At 69.5% G+C, this 15,967-nt stretch carries 19 protein-coding genes and 1 tRNA gene; 15 read left to right on the forward strand and 5 right to left on the reverse strand.

Annotation, left to right across the window (positions count from 1 at the left end; genetic code table 11):
- Nucleotides 1-34 precede the first annotated feature (34 nt).
- The 3 genes from RMP08_RS09950 to RMP08_RS09960 all read right to left on the reverse strand — a co-directional run bounded on the left by RMP08_RS09950 (nt 35) and on the right by RMP08_RS09960 (nt 941).
- Nucleotides 35-121, reverse strand: a tRNA-Leu gene (locus tag RMP08_RS09950).
- Between the two features lie 65 nt (nt 122-186).
- Nucleotides 187-429 carry a helix-turn-helix transcriptional regulator gene (locus tag RMP08_RS09955; protein WP_310468840.1) on the reverse strand — a complete coding sequence of 81 codons (243 nt, stop codon included), beginning with the start codon at nt 427-429 and terminating at the stop codon, nt 187-189.
- A complete protein-coding gene (locus tag RMP08_RS09960; RefSeq protein ID WP_310468841.1) occupies nt 429-941 on the reverse strand; it encodes a DUF2975 domain-containing protein in 513 nt (170 codons plus the stop codon). Before RMP08_RS09960 ends, RMP08_RS09955 begins: the two co-directional genes overlap by 1 nt.
- A gap of 68 nt (nt 942-1,009) precedes the next feature.
- Here RMP08_RS09960 and RMP08_RS09965 point away from each other — a divergent pair, with 68 nt between their 5' ends.
- From RMP08_RS09965 to RMP08_RS09995, 7 genes are all read left to right on the forward strand, one after another.
- Nucleotides 1,010-2,191: an aspartyl protease family protein gene (locus tag RMP08_RS09965; protein ID WP_310468842.1), complete on the forward strand. Its 1,182-nt coding sequence runs from the start codon at nt 1,010-1,012 to the stop codon at nt 2,189-2,191.
- Nucleotides 2,192-2,266: 75 nt separating this feature from the next.
- Nucleotides 2,267-3,214: a complex I NDUFA9 subunit family protein gene (locus RMP08_RS09970; protein ID WP_310468843.1), complete on the forward strand. Its 948-nt coding sequence runs from the start codon at nt 2,267-2,269 to the stop codon at nt 3,212-3,214.
- 9 nt (nt 3,215-3,223) lie between these two features.
- The gene (locus RMP08_RS09975) at nt 3,224-4,024 is read left to right on the forward strand and encodes an undecaprenyl-diphosphate phosphatase (RefSeq protein WP_310468844.1); all 801 of its coding nucleotides are present in this window, start codon (nt 3,224-3,226) and stop codon (nt 4,022-4,024) included.
- 84 nt (nt 4,025-4,108) lie between these two features.
- The gene (locus RMP08_RS09980) at nt 4,109-4,567 is read left to right on the forward strand and encodes a hypothetical protein (protein WP_310468845.1); all 459 of its coding nucleotides are present in this window, start codon (nt 4,109-4,111) and stop codon (nt 4,565-4,567) included.
- A gap of 149 nt (nt 4,568-4,716) precedes the next feature.
- A complete protein-coding gene (locus tag RMP08_RS09985) occupies nt 4,717-5,388 on the forward strand; it encodes a glutathione S-transferase family protein (protein WP_310468846.1) in 672 nt (223 codons plus the stop codon).
- A 9-nt stretch (nt 5,389-5,397) separates the two neighbouring features.
- Nucleotides 5,398-5,856, forward strand: coding sequence for a hypothetical protein (locus tag RMP08_RS09990; RefSeq protein WP_310468847.1), 459 nt, complete (start codon nt 5,398-5,400; stop codon nt 5,854-5,856).
- A 96-nt stretch (nt 5,857-5,952) separates the two neighbouring features.
- Complete coding sequence (locus tag RMP08_RS09995) at nt 5,953-6,219, forward strand: hypothetical protein (RefSeq protein WP_310468848.1); 267 nt, start codon at nt 5,953-5,955, stop codon at nt 6,217-6,219.
- 4 nt (nt 6,220-6,223) lie between these two features.
- Here the strand turns inward: RMP08_RS09995 and ubiG are convergent, their stop codons facing one another.
- The gene (gene ubiG / locus RMP08_RS10000; RefSeq protein ID WP_310468849.1) at nt 6,224-6,946 is read right to left on the reverse strand and encodes a bifunctional 2-polyprenyl-6-hydroxyphenol methylase/3-demethylubiquinol 3-O-methyltransferase UbiG; all 723 of its coding nucleotides are present in this window, start codon (nt 6,944-6,946) and stop codon (nt 6,224-6,226) included.
- Between the two features lie 54 nt (nt 6,947-7,000).
- Between ubiG and RMP08_RS10005 the strand changes: the two genes are divergently transcribed.
- The 7 genes from RMP08_RS10005 (at nt 7,001) to tilS (ending at nt 14,794) form a co-directional block, all read left to right on the forward strand.
- Entirely contained in the window at nt 7,001-8,233 is a 1,233-nt protein-coding gene (locus RMP08_RS10005; RefSeq protein WP_310468850.1) for an aspartate kinase, read from the forward strand.
- Nucleotides 8,230-9,288, forward strand: coding sequence for an NAD(P)H-dependent flavin oxidoreductase (locus RMP08_RS10010; protein WP_409049784.1), 1,059 nt, complete (start codon nt 8,230-8,232; stop codon nt 9,286-9,288). The genes RMP08_RS10005 and RMP08_RS10010 overlap by 4 nt, the downstream gene beginning before the upstream one ends.
- Before the next feature lie 80 nt (nt 9,289-9,368).
- The gene (locus RMP08_RS10015) at nt 9,369-9,566 is read left to right on the forward strand and encodes a hypothetical protein (RefSeq protein ID WP_310468851.1); all 198 of its coding nucleotides are present in this window, start codon (nt 9,369-9,371) and stop codon (nt 9,564-9,566) included.
- A 56-nt stretch (nt 9,567-9,622) separates the two neighbouring features.
- Entirely contained in the window at nt 9,623-11,893 is a 2,271-nt protein-coding gene (gene ptsP / locus RMP08_RS10020; RefSeq protein WP_310468852.1) for a phosphoenolpyruvate--protein phosphotransferase, read from the forward strand.
- Between the two features lie 70 nt (nt 11,894-11,963).
- Nucleotides 11,964-12,752, forward strand: a complete 789-nt coding sequence (locus RMP08_RS10025; protein WP_310468853.1) for a helix-turn-helix domain-containing protein — start codon at nt 11,964-11,966, stop codon at nt 12,750-12,752.
- Nucleotides 12,753-12,821: 69 nt separating this feature from the next.
- Complete coding sequence (locus tag RMP08_RS10030; RefSeq protein ID WP_310468854.1) at nt 12,822-13,718, forward strand: tetratricopeptide repeat protein; 897 nt, start codon at nt 12,822-12,824, stop codon at nt 13,716-13,718.
- 116 nt (nt 13,719-13,834) lie between these two features.
- Nucleotides 13,835-14,794 carry a tRNA lysidine(34) synthetase TilS gene (tilS, locus tag RMP08_RS10035; RefSeq protein ID WP_310468855.1) on the forward strand — a complete coding sequence of 320 codons (960 nt, stop codon included), beginning with the start codon at nt 13,835-13,837 and terminating at the stop codon, nt 14,792-14,794.
- Here tilS and RMP08_RS10040 read toward each other — a convergent pair.
- Complete coding sequence (locus RMP08_RS10040; RefSeq protein WP_310468856.1) at nt 14,791-15,342, reverse strand: TIGR02281 family clan AA aspartic protease; 552 nt, start codon at nt 15,340-15,342, stop codon at nt 14,791-14,793. The genes tilS and RMP08_RS10040 overlap by 4 nt on opposite strands.
- Nucleotides 15,343-15,474: 132 nt before the next feature.
- Here RMP08_RS10040 and RMP08_RS10045 point away from each other — a divergent pair, with 132 nt between their 5' ends.
- Nucleotides 15,475-15,891, forward strand: coding sequence for a hypothetical protein (locus RMP08_RS10045; protein WP_310468857.1), 417 nt, complete (start codon nt 15,475-15,477; stop codon nt 15,889-15,891).
- Nucleotides 15,892-15,967 lie beyond the last annotated feature (76 nt).

A 15,967-nucleotide genomic window follows, 5' to 3' on the forward strand; every position in this document is an offset into this window, starting at 1 on the left:
CGGCTCCCCGCGCGCGATCGATGAGCAAGAAAAGTGGTGCCCAGGAGAGGACTCGAACCTCCACGCCGTTGCCAGCGCCAGCACCTGAAGCTGGTGCGTCTACCAATTCCGCCACCTGGGCACAGGAGCTTCGTCAATGCGGTAGGGGGCGGCGCTTAGAGGGGCGCGGCGCCGGCTGTCAACGCTTCACGCGGGCGCCGCGGCCCGCTCGGCGGGCAGCCCCTCCCCCGGCTCGTAATCGAGGATGTCGCCGGGCTTGCACTCGAGCCGGTCGCAGATCGCCTCCAGCGTCGAAAAGCGGATGCCCTTGACCTTGCCCGACTTGAGCAAGGACAGATTGGCCTCGGTCATCCCGATGTCGGCGGCGAGCTCCTTCGAGCGCACCTTGCGCAGCGCGAGCATGACGTCGAGGCGGACGATCACCGGCATCACACGAACTCCCGCACTTCGGCCTCGAGCTCGCTGGCGCGCTCGAGCAGGCGGGCGAGCAGGAACAAGACGAGGGTGATGCCGAGGGTCAGCAGGTCGCGCAGGTCGAACATCAATTCGAGGCGGTGCGGGCCTGGGCCGGGGGCGGCGGACGAGGCCAAAGCGAGCGACGCCGCCATCGGGGCGAGGAAGCCAAACAGCGCCATCACCATCAGCCACAGCGCAAAGCGGCGGAACGCGCCGATGACGCGCGCGGTGAACTGCTCGCCGGCCGCGATCAGCCCGAGCATCCGCACCAGCTGCGCCAGCGCGACGAGCAGCAGGATGACCGTGCCGTCGCCGAGCAGGCGCGCGGTCTCGAGGCTGAGCCCGGCGCGGCGGAACTCGACATGGACCGCAGCCACCGACAGCCCGAATCGGGCGGCGAGGTAAAGCGCCGCGATGAGCGCCATGGCGGCGAGCACCCCAAGCCTCAGCCGGGCCGCCGACTGGGGAATCGACTTATTCTGCATGGCTTGACTTTCTTTCTGTCATACAATAATTAGTTGTCAGTCTACAGATAGTGAGAAAGGGTGGCAAGATGGTTCGCAAGGGTGCAATTTTCCTCATTTCGGCGGTGCTCGCGGCGGCCGCGCTGGCGCATGCCGGGCACGCCCCGATCGCCGCCGCCAAGCCCACCTATGCGGCGGACGCGGCGCGCGCGGCGCCGTTCGAGCTGTTCCGCGGCTCGCGCATCATCGTCGAGGGCACGATCAACGGCCGCGCGACTCCGATGATCCTCGACAGCGGCGCCGGGATGACCGTGGTCGACAGCGCGTACGCCGAGCGCATCGGGCTCAAGGGCGGCAGCGCCCTTTCGGTGCGCGGCGCCGCCGGCAACGTCCCCGGCAAGATCGCCGGCGGGGTCACGCTGACCGCCGGCGGGCTGACCTTGCGCGACCTCAACGTGCTGATCATCGACCTCGCGCCGGTCGCCCGCGCGATCGGGCGCGAGATGCCGGTGATCCTCGGCCGCGACGCGTTCAAGGCCGGGCTGGTGACGATCGACTTCCCCAAGCGCACCATCGCGTTTGCCCCGCGCACCGGGTTCACGCCCCCGGCCGGTGCGGCGCGGCTCGCGCTGGGCGACGATGCGGGGCTGCCCTCGGTCACACTGGCGGTCGCCGGCGGGGCACCGATCGAGGCCACGCTCGACCTCGGCAACGGCGGCACTCTGATCCTCGCCAAAAACTATTGGAAGGACCGCCCCGAGCTGGCCAATCTGCGCCACGCCGAGACCCAGAGCGGGGGCGTCGGCGGGATCAAGCTGGCGCGCAAGGTGACCTTGCCGCGGGTCGATTTCGCCGGGATGCGGCTGGCCAACGTGCCCGCGGTGCTAAACGAGGATGCGCAGTCGCTGCCGACCAGCGGCGGCAATCTCGGGATCGAGATGCTCAAGAGCTTCGTCGTCACCATCGATGACAGCGGCGGCGCGATGTACCTCGCGCCCGGCGACGGCCCGCCGCGCTTCGCGCGCGAGCGCGCCGGGGTGCGCACCGAGTTCGCCGGCGACCGCCTCAAGGTGGCCTATGTCTCGCCCGACGGCCCCGCCGCCGCGGCCGGGCTCAAGGCCGGCGACGAGATCGTCGCAATCGACGGGCGCCGCATCGGCAAGGAATATTACAGCCACGCCGAGTGGGTGCGCGGGGACGCCGGGCGCGCGGTTGCGCTCGAGCGCGCCGACGGCAGCACGGTGACGGTGACGCTGGCCGATTATTTTTAACCCCCGACCCTGTCGCTCCGCCGCTAGCCAACCCCGCGCTTGTCAACGCCGAGCGGGGGAAGCTAGGGCGGGGCGATGATCGACCCCGCGCAACAAACCGTCACCGTGTTCGGCGGCGGCGGCTTCATCGGCCGCTACGTGTGCGAGCTGCTGCTCCAGCGCGGGGCGCGCGTGGTGGTCGCCTGCCGCGAGCCGCGCCACGCCAATTTCATCCAGCCTTTGGGCGGGGTCGGCCGCGTCGGCTTCGTCCGCGCCGACCTGACGCTGCCCGCGAGCGTGGTCCACGCGGTCGACGGCGCGAGCGCGGTGATCAACCTCGTCGGGATCCTCAAAGGCAAGTTCCACGGGATCCAGGTCGAAGGCGCGCGCACCGCCGCCGAGGCCGCGCGCCGCGGCGGCGCGCAGGCGTTCGTCCAGGTCTCGGCGATCGGCGCCGACGCCGGGTCCGAGTCGGCCTATGGCAAGAGCAAGGGCGAAGGCGAGGCCGCGGTCCGCGCCGCCTTTCCGGATGCGACGATCATCCGCCCGTCGCTGGTGTTCGGGCCCGAGGACGCGCTGAGCAACCGGCTGGCGGGGCTCGCCCGGCTGCCGCTGCTGCCGGTGATCGCGGCCCAGCGCAAATTCCAGCCGGTGTTCGTCCGCGACCTCGCTTTGGCGATCGCCAAGGCCGCGATCGAGCCCGAGACCTACGGCGGCAAGACCTATGAGATCGGCGGGCCGCAGGTGATGAGTTTTCGCGAGCTGCACGAGGCGATCCTGACCGCGTCGGGCCAGACCGCCGAGCTGATCGATCTGCCCGACTTCGCCGGGTCCTTGCTGTCGCGGTTCGGATTTTTGCCCGGCGCGCCGCTCACCCGCGACCAGTGGCTGATGCTCCAGCGCGACAATGTCGCCGCCCCCGGTAGCCCCGGGCTGGAGGCCTTCGGGATCATTCCGACCCCGTTCGCCGCGGTCGCCCCGGGCTGGCTGGCGCGCTTCGCCGGGAGCCGCTTCGGGCGCCGCTCCGACGCCTCCGCCGCCTGACGCCTCAGCGTGCCGATCCTCCTCCTCGTCATCATCCTCGGCATCGTCGAGGGGGTCACCGAATATCTCCCGGTATCGTCGACCGGGCACCTCATCCTCGCCACCGAATTGCTCGGCTTCCGCGCCGACGAATGGGCGCTGTTCAACATCGCCATCCAGCCCGGCGCGATCCTGGCGATCGTGGTGCTCTACTGGCGCACCTTCCGCGATGTGCTGGTCGGGCTGTTCCAGCGCGAGCCGAGTGCGTTCGCCTTCGTCCGCAACCTGGTGGTGGCGTTCATCCCCGCGGTCGTGCTCGGCCTGGCGTTCGGCAATTACATCGAACTGATGCTGGCCAATGCGGTGATCGTGGCGTGGGCCCTGATCATCGGCGGGATCGCCATCCTGGTCGTCGAAAGATTCGCCCGGACCAGCGAGTGCGGCGGGGTCGCCAACGTCAGCTTTCGCCATTCGGTCGGGATCGGGCTGGTCCAGTGCCTGGCGATGATCCCCGGGGTGAGCCGCTCGGGCGCGACCATTTTGGGCGCGATGAGCTTTGGCGTCGACCGCAAGACCGCCGCCGAATTCTCCTTTTTCCTCGCGGTGCCGACCTTGGCCGGGGCGACCGCGCTGCAATTTTTCAAGCATTGGGACGAGGTGCCGGAGGGCCAGCTGGCGTGGATCGGGCTCGGCAGCGTGGTGTCGTTCGTGGTCGCGGTGGTCGTGGTCAAGGCGTTCGTGTCGATCATCACGCGCTTCGGTTTCGCCCCGTTCGCCTGGTACCGCATCGTCGCCGGGGCGGCGGCTTTGGTGTGGCTGGGGATGCGCTGATTTATCTGGCGTTCATCGTCTGCTAAGGCGGTTCGGCCGACAAATCAGCGTCTTGGCTGAATTGAGTCGCCCAGGAGCTTCGCCATGCGCCCGATCATGATCCTCGCCCCGCTGGTGCTGATTGCCAGCCCCGCCGTGGCGCAATCCGCGCCGGCTCCAGCCCCGGCCGCGCCGATCGAGGACATCCGCGTGCCGCCCGAGCTGACCGACCCGCGCTTCACCGCGCGAATCGGCGACGTGATGCAGGCGCTGTCGAAGGCGTTCCTCAATTTGCCGGTGGGCGAGATCGAGGCCGCGGTCGAGGGCCGCCGCCCGACTGCCGTCGACCGCCGCCGAACGATCCGCGATGTCGGCCGCCGCGACGACCCTCATTTCGAGCGCAACTTGGAGGCGCAGATCGCGGGCAGCCAGGTCGCGATGCAGGCCGGCGCGCGGGCGATGGCCACGGCCTTGCCGGCGATGATGAAGGGACTGTCCGAGGCCGCGCGCGAGATCGAGAAAGCGACCGCCAATCTGCCCTCGCCGGTGTATCCCAAGCGCTAACTCCTTCCCGGGACGGGGTGGGGGACCAGCGTAGCTTGGTGGACGGCCCCGAGACCTGCACAGCCCCTCCGTCACGCTTCGCGCGCCACCTCCCCGTTCCGGGGAGGATTGCCTAGACGCCCGCGCTGCCAGCGCTAAAGCTGCCCGCCATGTGGCAGCTGTTCCAATTTCCGTTGTGCCCGTTTTCGCGGAAAGTGCGGCTGGTGCTGGCGGAGAAGGGGGTCGGGCACGAGTTGGTGCGTGAGAACCCGTGGGAGCGGCGCGACGAGTTCGTCGATTTGAACCCGGCCGGCGAGACCCCGGTGATGGTCGACAAGGACGCCGGGCTGACGCTGATCGGGAGCCAGCCGATCGTCGAATATTTCGACGAGACGGTGGACAAGATGCCGATGATCCACGGCACCGCGGTGCACCGCGCCGAGATCCGCCGGCTGACCCAATGGTTCGACGAGAAATTGTTCCGCGAAGTGGTCGAGCCGCTGATGAATGAGCGGATGAGGAAGCGCTTGGTCAGCCGCGAGAGCCCCGACACCGGCGTGCTGCGCAATGCCATGCGGGTCGCCAACGGGCACCTCGATTATGTCGATTACCTGCTCGACCATCGCCGCTGGCTGGCCGGGCCGGGGCTGAGCCTAGCCGATTTCACCGCGGCGGCGCAGCTGTCGGTGATCGACTATCTCGGCGGGCTCGACTGGCGCGGGCACAAGCAGACCAAGGATTGGTACGCGGTGATGAAGTCGCGGCCGTGCTTCCGCCCGTTGCTCGGCGAGCGGATGGAAGTGATCGTCCCGCCGGCGCATTACGACAAGGTCGATTTCTAGGACCGGCGAGTGGAGGTGCAGATGCTGGCTGCGGGGATACTGGTTGCGATGTTGGGCGTGGCCCAGCCGGCGCGGGGCGAGCCGCCCACTTATCCGGGCGGTGACCGGGCAGTTCGTGCGACCCCGCCGTTCGGCGACGCGCTGGGCGATGCGTGGGAGATGGAGGAGGTCGCCAGCTGGCGCGGCACCTGGCTGCGCCGCGGCTCCAGTCGGATCTTCGATGCCTATTGGGTGCACCCGACCGGCGAGCGCGTCCGCGCCACCCTCGAGATATGGCTCGAGGGGCGCTCGGTGACCGTCGTGCGCCGCCATCCCGGGGGCAAATATTGCCGCTATGACGGGATCATCAGCCCCGACTGGTGGAGCGTCGAGGGCCGCTATACCTGCACCTGGGAGCGCACCCCAATGGCGTGGCGCGCGACCATCGTCCGCCTCGAGCAATCGCTCCCGGCTCTGCTGCGGGAATAATCGCGCACTGCGCCGAGCCGCGCCGGGAACGCGGCGGGCGGAACTATCGCCGCTGCCGGCTTGCGCTATCCTTTCCGCTTTGGCGGGAGGATCGACGTGGCGTGGTGCATTGGGCGGACCGAGGCGGTGGCGGACCCGTTGGGGGCGCGCCTGAAGGCGATGGCCAAGATCCGCGGGCTGGCCAAGCTCGACGATCCCGAGAGCCTGGTCGTGCCGATCCTGCTCGACGCGATATTGATGGCCGAATCCTACCGCGGCGCGCGCCACCAGATTACTTTTCTCGATGAGCTGACGCGCGATGTCGACGCGCTGATCCGCGAGCTCAATCTCGCCGAGAAGAGCGAGGAGTGGGCGGAGAGCTAATCCGCTAAGGCGCGTGGGTCGCCGCTACCAGATAGTTGAGCCGCAGATCCTCGCTCAGGTGGAGGCCGCGGGTGGGTGACCAGGCGATTCCTTCGACGTCGCAGCATTTGAGGCCCGCGGCGGCGAGCATTTGCTTCAATTGCTCGGGCGGAATGAAGGCGTCGAAATCGTGGGTGCCTTTGGGGATGCGGCCGGTGCCCTCTGCAAGCGTGATGGTCAGCAGCTTCGACCACGCGGTGCGGTTGGGGGTCGAGAGGATCATCAGCCCGCCCGGGACGAGGCGCGCGGCGAGCGCGGCGACGAACGCCTGCGGGTCGGCGACATGCTCGATCACCTCGAGGCTGGTGACGAGGTCGAATTTTCCCTGCACATCCTCGACCGCGGCGGCGCGATAATCGATGCTCAGCCCCTGCCCTGCCGCATGGTCGCGGGCCGCTGCGATCAGCTCGGGCGCGGCGTCGATCGCGGTGACGGCCGCGCCGAGGCGGGCGAGCGGCTCGGCAAGCAGGCCGGCGCCGCAGCCGACGTCGAGCGCGCTTTTCCCTTCCAATGGCCGGCGGCTCATTTCGTCGAGCTGCCAGTGCTGGTCGGCGCGGTCGCGGATGTAGCCGAGGCGCACCGGGTTCAATTTGTGCAGCATGGCCGAGGCGCCGTCGGGGTCCCACCAGTCACCCGCCAGCGCGCCGAAGTGCGCGGCCTCGCCGGGCAGGATGCTTGTCTTACTCATCGCGGACTGTCTAACAGGGCGCCGCCTCAAGCCCAAGGACAAGCCGCACCCCGCATGGCCCGTATCGTGATGAAATTCGGCGGCACGTCGATGGCGGGGATCGAGCGCATCCTGAGCGTCGCAGGCCGCGTCAAGCGCGAGGCGGCGGCGGGCAACGAGGTGCTGGTGGTGGTCTCCGCGATGGCCGGTGAGACCGACCGGTTGGTGCAATTGTGCCGCGAGGCGGCGGCGCTCCACGATGCGCGCGAATATGACGTGGTAGTCGCCAGCGGCGAGCAGGTCACCGCGGGGCTGCTGGCGATGACGCTGCAGAACATGGGGGTGCCGGCGCGCAGCTTCATGGGCTGGCAATTGGTCCGCGCCTCGGGCGTTCACGGCAATGCGCGGGTCGAGGCGGTCGAAGGCGCGCTGCTCGACGAGGCGCTCAGGGGCGGCACCGTGGCGGTGATTCCCGGCTTCCAGGGGGTGTCGGACGACGGCCGGCTGGCGACGCTGGGGCGCGGCGGGTCGGATACGTCGGCGGTGGCGATCGCCGCCGGATTGAGCGCCGACCGCTGCGACATCTACACCGACGTCGACGGGGTCTACACCACCGATCCCAGGATCGTGCCGCGAGCGCGCAAGCTCGACGCGATCACCTTCGAGGAGATGCTCGAGCTCGCCGGGGTCGGCGCCAAGGTGCTGCAGACGCGATCGGTCGGGCTTGCCATGCGGGCCAATTTGCCGTTGCGCGTGCTGTCGGCATTCGAGGACGGGCCGGGCACGCGGATCGTTGCCGAACTTTCAGGAGCCGAAATGGAGCACAACCGCATCGCCGGCATCGCCGCCGACAGGAACGAGGCGCGGGTCACGCTGACCGCGATCGCCGACCAGCCTGGCACCGTCGCAGCGGTGATCAGCCCACTCGCCGAGGCCGGGATTTTGGTCGACATGATCGTCCATGCCGCGACGCCGGACCGCGGCTCGAGCGACCTCACCTTCACCGTGCCCCGCGCTAGCCTGGCGCAGGCGATGGCGGTAATCGAGCAGCGCCGCGCTGCAATCGCCTATGCCGATTTGATCCATGACGACGCGGTGGCGAAAGTGAGCATTGTCGGGGTCGGCATCCGCTCCAACCCGGCGCTGGCGGCGAAGATGTTCGAGACGCTCGCCGAGCGCAGCATCAATTTGCTCGCGGTGTCGTCGAGCGAGATCAAAGTCAGCGCGCTGATCGCCGAGGCCGAGCTCGACCTCGCGGTGCGCGTGCTCCACAGCGCGTTCGGGCTCGACGCGGAGCAGGCGGCATGAGCGGGGAAGGATTGATCGCCGAGGCGCGGCCGATGCACGGCGGCGCCGGCCATGCGCGGCTGGCCGAGCTGATGCACCGCGGCACCGAATTCCTGCGGTGCGAGATCGCGATCCTCGGCGGGGCGATGAGCTGGGTGTCGGAGCGCCATCTGGTGTCGGCCATTTCCAACGCCGGCGGGTTCGGGGTGATCGCGTGCGGGGCGATGACCCCCGATTTGCTCGATACCGAGATCGCCGAGACCAAGAAGCGCACAACCAAGCCGTTCGGGGTCAATCTGATCACCATGCACCCGATGCTGTCGGAGCTGATCGACACCTGCGCCAAGCATGAAGTCACCCATGTCGTGCTCGCCGGCGGGCTCCCGCCGGGCGGGGCAATCGACCGCATCAAAGGCGGTGGGGCAAAGCTGGTGTGCTTCGCCCCGGCGCTGAGCCTGGCCAAGAAGCTGACGCGCTCGGGCGCCGACGCGCTGGTGATCGAGGGAATGGAAGCGGGCGGGCACATCGGCCCGGTGGCGACCTCGGTGCTGGCGCAGGAAATTTTACCGCATGTCGCCAAGGACATTCCGGTGTTCGTCGCCGGCGGGATCGGCCGCGGCGAGGCGATCGCGGCGTATCTCGAGATGGGCGCGGTCGGGGTCCAGCTCGGCACCCGCTTCGTGTGCGCGACCGAAAGCATCGCCCACGACAATTTCAAAAAGGCGTTCATCCGCGCTTCGGCGCGCGACGCCATTCCCAGCGTGCAGATCGACCCGCGGCTGCCGGTGATCCCGGTGCGCGCGCTCAAGAATCGCGAAATGGAGAATTTCGCGGCCAAGCAGCGCGAGGTGGCGCAGTTGCTCGACGACGGCGCGATCGCGATGGGCGAAGCGCAATTGCAGATCGAACATTATTGGGCCGGGGCGCTACGCCGCGCGGTGATCGACGGCGATGTCGAGAGCGGATCGGTGATGGCCGGGCAGTCGGTCGGCATGGTGACGCGCGAAGAGCCGGTCGCGAACATCATCACGGAGCTCGCCGACGAGGCCGCGGCGGCACTCGAAAGCCGCGGCTAGCGGGCTCGGTCGACCGTGCCAATTTGAGGCAAAAGAATCTGCGCGCTTTCCCCGCCGCCACCGCCGCGCAAGCTGGCGCCATGAGCACCGAATCGTCTCTCTACGCCGACCGCTGCGAGGAAGAATTGGCGGCCGCCGATCGCGCCGCCTCGCAGGACGAACGGATTGCGCATCTCGAAAAGGCGCTGCGCTTCGGGCTGCTCGCCGCCAAATCGCGCGGGCCCGCCAGGCCGGTCGACATCGAGCAGTGGCGCCGCGAGCGCGAGGGCGCGCGCTAAGCCGATCTCCAACAAGCTAATTGGCGCGGGCCCGCCCCATCTGGTAGCGCTCCGCCATGCCGCTGTCCGCCGCCACATCGTCCGCCCGCGAGATCCTCACCGGTCTCCATGAGGTGATGGCCGCGCGCGGCAATGCCCAGTCCAAGCTCGACCGCGTGGTCGACCTCATCGCCGAGGCGATGAAGAGCGAAGTGTGCTCGATCTATCTGCTGCGCGACAACAAGCTCGAGCTGTTCGCCACCCACGGGCTGCGCAAGGAAGCGGTCCACGTCACCCGGCTCGGGATGGGCGAAGGGCTGGTCGGGACGATCGCCGAGGAAGGGCGCATCCTCAACCTCGCCGAGGCCTCGAGCCATGCCCAGTTCGTCTATCGGCCCGAAACCGGCGAAGAGAGCTTCCACAGCTTCGCCGGGGTGCCGATCGTGCGGCTGGAAAGCCCGATCGGGGTGCTCGCCGTCCAGCACGCCGACCCGCGCCGCTACGAGGAGGTCGAGATCGAGGCGCTGCAGACGGTGGCGATGGTGCTGTCGGAGATGATCGCCGCGGCGCGGCTGACCGACGGCGCGCGGCGCGGTACCCGGCGCGATGCCGGGCCGCTGCGCATCTCCGGGCTCAAGCTGGTCGCCGGCATGGGCAAGGGCGTCGCGGTGTTCCACGAGCCGCGGGTGATCGTCGAGCATACCGTCGCCGAGGACACCGAGGCCGAGCGGGCGAGGGTTTACGCCGCGTTCCGCAAGATGCGCGAGCAGATCGACAACATGACCCGCGAGGCCGAGTTCGGCACCGCCGGCGAGCATGAGGAGATCCTCGAGACCTACCGCATGTTCGCTTATGACGAGGGGTGGTCGCGGCGGATCAACGCGGCGATCGACAGCGGACTGACCGCCGAGGCGGCGATCGAGCGCGTCCAGCAGCGCACCCGAGCGCGGATGCGCGAGATCGACGACCCGCTGCTGGCCGAGCGCATGCACGATCTCGAGGACCTTTCGAACCGGCTGCTCAGGATCGTCTCGGGGCGGATGGGCACCGCCGCCCAGACCGGGCTCAACCGCGACACCGTGCTGATCGCGCGCAACCTGGGACCCGCCGAATTGCTCGAGTACGACCGTCGGCGCCTAAAAGCGGTGCTGCTCGAGGAAGGCTCGCTGACCGCGCACATGACGATCGTTGCGCGGGCGATGGGCGTGCCGGTGGTCGGCCGGCTGTCCGACATCCGCCACAGCGTCAACGACGGCGAACTGGTGCTGGTCGACGGCGACAACGGCAGCGTGATCATCCGCCCCAACCGCCCGCTGGCAACCGGCTTCGACCACCGCATGGCGCTCAGCAACAAGCGCCGCGCGCAATATGCGGTGATCCGCTCGCTGCCCGCGGTGACCACCGACGGGGTGCAGGTCAGCGTGATGGTCAATGCGGGCCTCGCCGAGGATGCCGCCAGCCTCGAATTGACCGGCGCCGACGGGATCGGGCTGTTTCGCACCGAATTCCAGTTCCTCGTCTCCGCGACGCTGCCCGGCCGCGAGCGCCAGCAGCGGCTGTACACCAAGGTGCTGGAAAGCGCGGGCGACCGCCCGGTGGTGTTCCGCACCGTCGACATCGGCGGCGACAAGGCGCTGCCCTATCTGTCGGACGTCCGCGACAAGGCCGAGAACCCGGCGATGGGGTGGCGCGCGCTACGGCTCTCGCTCGACCGCTCGACGCTGATGCGGGCTCAGGCGCGGGCGCTGATCGAGGCGTCGGCGGGGGGCGTGCTCAGGGTGATGTTCCCGATGATCTCCGAGCCGTGGGAGTATGAGCAGGCGCGCGGGCTGTTCGAGGACCAGCTCGAATGGGCGCGCAAGGCCAAGCGCAAATTGCCGTCGCGGGTCGAGTTCGGGGCGATGCTCGAAGTGCCGGCGCTGGCCGAGATGCTCGACCAATTGCTGCCGCGCATCGATTTCCTGTCGATCGGCACCAACGACTTGACCCAATTCCTGTTCGCCGCCGACCGCGCTGACCCGCGCTTGGCCGAGCGCTACGACTGGTTGAGCCCGGCGATCCTGCGCTTCTTGAAACGGGTGATCGACGCCGCGCGCGCGGCCGGGGTGCCGGTGCGGCTGTGCGGCGAGATGGGCGGGCGGCCGCTGGAGGCGATGGCGCTGATCGGGCTCGGCGCCGACGGCCTGTCGATCACCCCGGCGGCGGTCGGCCCGGTCAAGGCGATGGTCCGCTCGCTCGACGCCTCGGCAATCCGCGCGCGGATGCAGAATTTGCTCGACAAGCCCCCGCGCGACATGCGCAAGGCATTGACCGACTGGGCGCGGCGCCACGGCGTCGTGATCGGCTGATCGGCGGTTGACAGCATCGCGGCGGCCTTCGACAACGACCGCTCGGCGCGGCGTCAAAAAAGGGCCTTGGATGGACGAGACGGACGACATCGGCATGACCCCGGTCGGCGAGCAACTGCGCGCCGCGCGCGAGGCCAAGGGCATGGACCTGGAAGACGTCGCCAGCCAGACCCGAATTCCGCGCCGCCACCTGGAAAGCATCGAACTGGGCGAATGGTCGCGGCTTCCCGCGCCGACCTACACTCTCGGGTTCGCCAAGAGCTACGCCACCGTCGTCGGGCTCGACCGCGTCGCCATCGGCGACCAATTGCGGGCCGAGATGGGCGGCACCCGCGCCGCGCCCGCCGCCGCCGAACTGTTCGAGCCGAGCGACCCCGCGCGGACCATGCCCAAATGGCTGGTGTTCGGCGCGATCGCCGCGATCCTGGCGCTGGTGCTGGTGATGTCGTGGCTGAGCAACCGCTCGCTCGAGGACGACGCCGCGCCGGCCGAGGAAGCGCCCGTGGCGGCCGCCGAACCCGGACCAGCCGTCGCGCCGTCCCCTGCCCCGGCGGCGGCCGGCGGCCCGGTCGTGATCACCGCCAACGAGCAGGTGTGGATCCAGGTCAAGGACGGCGGATCGGTGATCAAGGCCGGGCTGCTCGAGGCCGGGCAAAGCTTCGAGGTCCCGGCCACCGCCAAGGCGCCGATGCTGACCACCGGCAAGCCCGAGGCGCTGCGCATCGCGGTCGGCACTGCCGACGCGCCGTCGGTCGGCCCGCCCGCCACCACCGTCACCAACGTCAGCCTGCTCGGGGCAGATTTGATGCGCGGACCGGCCGCTGCGGCGCCGCCCACGGCGACTCCGCCGGCCCAATAGGGATTCATCGCGGCGAAAGCTGCCGTCGGGCACGCTGCGCCATCGCCAAACCACCCGTGGGGGACCCGCATGCACTTCAAACTCCTCGCCAGCGCCGCGGCGGCAACGGCCCTGGCGCTCGGCGCGGCCCCCGCCGCCGCCCAGCGCGTCGCCACCCCCGAGCAGCGTATCGAGCGGCTCGAAAAGCAGGTCCGCCAGGTCCAGCGCCAGGTGTTCCCGCGCGGCGAGCCGGCCGACAGCGCCGGTTTCTCCGACGAGCCGGCGGCGACCCAGACCTCGGTCCGCAACCTCGACCAGAGGCTGGCCACGCTCGAGCGCCAATTATCCGAAATTTTGCGCACCGCGGAGGAGAGCGGCCATCGCGCCGCGGTGCTCGAGGCCGAGCTAGCGCGGGTCAAGGCCGACCAGGACAGCCGCCTGCGCGCGCTCGAGACCGCCGCCGCGGCCGCGCCCCCGGTGGCGACCACGACCGTCATCAATCCGCCCGTCACCACGACCCGCCCGCGCGCCGATCCGGTGACCGTATCACGGCCGCCGGTGACGCCGGGTCCGGCGACCACCGTCCCGGCCGCCGAGGACCCCGCCGAGATCGCTTACGACGAAGGCTACCAGCTGTGGCGCACCGGGCGCTACGACGCCGCGATCACCTCGCTGCGCGCATTCACCTCGGCTTACCCCAAGCACCGCCGCGCGAGCTGGGCCAACAACCTCGTCGGGCGCGCCTTGCTCGACAAGGGCGAGGCGCGCGCCGCGGCCGATGCCTTGCTCGCCAACTACCGCACCAACCCGCGCGGCGAGCGCGCCGCCGACAGCCTCTATTATCTCGGCCAGGCGCTGATCAAACTCGGCCAGCCGGGCCAGGCGTGCAAGGCTTATGCCGAGCTCGAGGAAGTGTATGGCGCCTCGATGCGCGGCGAGCTGCGCACCTTGCTGCCCAGCGCCAAGGCCGAGGCCAAGTGCGGCTGAAAACAGCTGACGTAACCCACGCCCGTTCGGGCTGAGCCGGCTGAAGCCCTGCCTTTCTCAGGCCAACGAAGCTAAGGACAGCCCTTCGACGAGCTCAGGGCGATCGGATTTTGAAGATGGCAGAGCCTGCCGGCACGGTCGCCAATCGTTTCGCCGCCGATCTCGATGGCCTCATCGACCGCGGCGCGCGGCTCGGGGTGGCGGTTTCCGGCGGGCCGGACAGTCTTGCGCTGCTGCTGCTGGCGACGGCCGCCCGGCCCGGAGCGGTGGAGGCGGCGACCGTCGATCACGGATTGCGCCCCGCAGCCCGCGCCGAGGCCGAGCAGGTTGGCGCGATTTGTGGACAGCTCGGCGTTCCCCACCGCACGCTGGCTATCGACTGGAGCGATCCTCCGGCCGCCAACCTCCAGGCACGCGCCCGCGCGGCGCGCTATGCCGCGCTGGGAGAGTGGGCGCAGGAACGGGCGCTGGCGGCGGTGGCGACCGCCCACCACCTCGACGACCAGGCCGAGACGCTGCTGATGCGGCTCGCGCGCGGCTCGGGGGTCGGCGGGCTGGCCGGGGTGCAGGCCAAACGCCAGCTGTGCGAGGGCGTGATGCTGGTGCGGCCGCTGCTCGGCTGGCGCCGCGCCGAGCTCGGCGAAATCGTCGCCGCCGCCAGGCTCGAACCGGTCGACGACCCGAGCAACCGCGACGACCGCTTCGACCGCACCCGCGTGCGCGCGTTGCTCGCCGACACGGAGTGGCTCGACCCTACCCGTCTCGCCGCCGCTGCCGGACATCTGCGCGACGCCGAGCAGGCGCTTGAATGGGCAGCGAGCCGTGAACTCGCGCAGCGCCGCTCGATCGAGGGCGAAACGCTGGTCCTCGACCCCGCGGGCCTCCCGCGCGACCTGCGCCGCCGCTTGCTGCTGGCCGGGATTGCGGCGCTTGGCGGCGAGGAGCCGCCTGGCCCCAAGCTGACCGCCGCGCTCGATGCGCTCGACGCGGGCGCGACGACGACGCTGGCCGGGCTCAAGCTGGTGGGGGGTGCGGCGTGGCGGCTGTCGCCCGCGCCGCCGCGGCGCAAGACCTAGCGCAGCACCATCGTGTCGCCGCGGATTTCGACCGAGGCGAAGCGGCTGAGGAAGCTCTGGCCGAGCAGCGATTGGCCGCCGGTATCGAGGACGATGGCCGGCATCCGTTCCGCGGTGGTCCCGCCGAGGCTGACCCGGTCGAGCGTGACGAATTCGCCGCGCACTTCGCCGGCGGCGCCCTGGCCGACCACGGTGGGCATGCCGATCGACACGCCGAGGCCGGCGCGACGCGCGTCGTCGCGGGTCAGCGCGATGCCGGTGGCGCCGGTGTCGACCAGGAACCGCACGTTCTGCCCGTTGATCTGGGCGTCGGCGTAGAAATGGCCGTTGCCCTCGCGCCGGAGCTCGATCACCCCGCTTTGCCCTGACGAACTGCTGCTGCCGCTGCTGCTGTCGGCGCGGCGCGCGGCGAGCCTGGCGCTAGAAGATTCGGAGAATGTGCCCGGAGCGGCCGAGTCGGCCTGGTCAGGCCGCGAAGACGGGCCGCTCGGCAGCATCGCGCCGAATAACCCGCCGATCAGGATGACAATGAGGTACGCCCGAGCCATCCCTCAGGGATTAATCGGGCAAGGTAAATAAACGTTGAATTGCAGCGCTTCGCCGCCGCGGCGGCACTGCTTACGCTTCATTTACCCGGGTCGGTTAATCTCCACCCCGGTCTGGAATTGCGTGAGGCAGTGATGAGCTATTCGTTATATGGAGCTGTCGGAGCGATCGGCTTTATCGCCGTGGTCACCGGCTATGCGGCGGTCAACCGCACGATGAATTACACCCCGGCCAAGGCCAGCGTGTTCCTGATCGACCGGCAGTGCAACTTCGACCGCCAATATGACGACGGCAAGCGCGAGAAGGTCACCCAATCGTGCACCGCGACCGACGAGTTCAAGGCGCTCGCCGCGGCGCCCAAGGGCAAGCGGGCCAAGGACGTCGACGGCAAGGCGGTGGTCAAGATCAGCTACACCGCGCCGCAGGACGGCAGCTACCAGACCGCCGAGCTGCGCTACGATGGCCGCGACGAGCGATTTTATTCGCTCAAGGCCGGCGACCAGATCGACATCATGGTCAGCAACGAGGACCCGTCGAAGGTCACCACCTAGGCGGTTCGCGCCGCCGCCGTTCACCCGCCCCTCAGGCCGCATTGTTATTGAGGCCGGAGCGACTATTTTAGGGCGT

Source organism: Sphingomonas sp. (assembly GCF_031426035.1).
Classification (GTDB): Bacteria; Pseudomonadota; Alphaproteobacteria; order Sphingomonadales; family Sphingomonadaceae; genus Sphingomicrobium.